The sequence below is a fragment of the Pantoea sp. YU22 genome, assembly GCF_003970755.1.
Taxonomy (GTDB): domain Bacteria; phylum Pseudomonadota; class Gammaproteobacteria; order Enterobacterales; family Enterobacteriaceae; genus Pantoea; species Pantoea piersonii.
This window is the reverse complement of record NZ_RYDU01000043.1, coordinates 1-1,668: the sequence shown is the minus strand read 5'-3', so window position 1 is coordinate 1,668 and position 1,668 is coordinate 1. Positions and strand designations below refer to the sequence as shown.

The 1,668-nt window shown below is 53.9% G+C and carries 1 rRNA gene; it reads right to left on the bottom strand.

Annotated features, from left to right (window positions below):
• Positions 1–52 precede the first annotated feature (52 nt).
• Positions 53–1,592, bottom strand: a 16S ribosomal RNA gene (locus EKL29_RS22910).
• Positions 1,593–1,668 lie beyond the last annotated feature (76 nt).

Here is a 1,668-nt window from a genome sequence, read left to right as displayed (position 1 = left end):
TTACTTTCTATCAGACAATCTGTGTGAGCACTTCGAAGGCAGTATCTTCAGGTAAGGAGGTGATCCAACCGCAGGTTCCCCTACGGTTACCTTGTTACGACTTCACCCCAGTCATGAATCACAAAGTGGTAAGCGCCCTCCCGAAGGTTAAGCTACCTACTTCTTTTGCAACCCACTCCCATGGTGTGACGGGCGGTGTGTACAAGGCCCGGGAACGTATTCACCGTGGCGTTCTGATCCACGATTACTAGCGATTCCGACTTCACGGAGTCGAGTTGCAGACTCCGATCCGGACTACGACGCACTTTATGAGGTCCGCTTGCTCTCGCGAGGTCGCTTCTCTTTGTATGCGCCATTGTAGCACGTGTGTAGCCCTGGCCGTAAGGGCCATGATGACTTGACGTCATCCCCACCTTCCTCCGGTTTATCACCGGCAGTCTCCTTTGAGTTCCCGACCGAATCGCTGGCAACAAAGGATAAGGGTTGCGCTCGTTGCGGGACTTAACCCAACATTTCACAACACGAGCTGACGACAGCCATGCAGCACCTGTCTCAGAGTTCCCGAAGGCACCAATCCATCTCTGGAAAGTTCTCTGGATGTCAAGGCCAGGTAAGGTTCTTCGCGTTGCATCGAATTAAACCACATGCTCCACCGCTTGTGCGGGCCCCCGTCAATTCATTTGAGTTTTAACCTTGCGGCCGTACTCCCCAGGCGGTCGACTTAACGCGTTAGCTCCGGAAGCCACTCCTCAAGGGAACAGCCTCCAAGTCGACATCGTTTACGGCGTGGACTACCAGGGTATCTAATCCTGTTTGCTCCCCACGCTTTCGCACCTGAGCGTCAGTCTTTGTCCAGGGGGCCGCCTTCGCCACCGGTATTCCTCCAGATCTCTACGCATTTCACCGCTACACCTGGAATTCTACCCCCCTCTACAAGACTCTAGCCTGCCAGTTTCGAATGCAGTTCCCAGGTTAAGCCCGGGGATTTCACATCCGACTTGACAGACCGCCTGCGTGCGCTTTACGCCCAGTAATTCCGATTAACGCTTGCACCCTCCGTATTACCGCGGCTGCTGGCACGGAGTTAGCCGGTGCTTCTTCTGCGGGTAACGTCAATGACGAAGCGTATTAAGCTCCATCCCTTCCTCCCCGCTGAAAGTACTTTACAACCCGAAGGCCTTCTTCATACACGCGGCATGGCTGCATCAGGCTTGCGCCCATTGTGCAATATTCCCCACTGCTGCCTCCCGTAGGAGTCTGGACCGTGTCTCAGTTCCAGTGTGGCTGGTCATCCTCTCAGACCAGCTAGGGATCGTCGCCTAGGTGAGCCGTTACCCCACCTACTAGCTAATCCCATCTGGGTTCATCCGATAGTGAGAGGCCCGAAGGTCCCCCTCTTTGGTCTTGCGACGTTATGCGGTATTAGCCACCGTTTCCAGTGGTTATCCCCCTCTACCGGGCAGATCCCCAGACATTACTCACCCGTCCGCCACTCGCCACCCGAGAGCAAGCTCTCTGTGCTGCCGTTCGACTTGCATGTGTTAGGCCTGCCGCCAGCGTTCAATCTGAGCCATGATCAAACTCTTCAATTTAAGTTTGATGCTCAAAGAATTAAACTTCGTAATGAATTACGTGTTCACTCTTGAGACTTGATATTTTTAAAGTCCG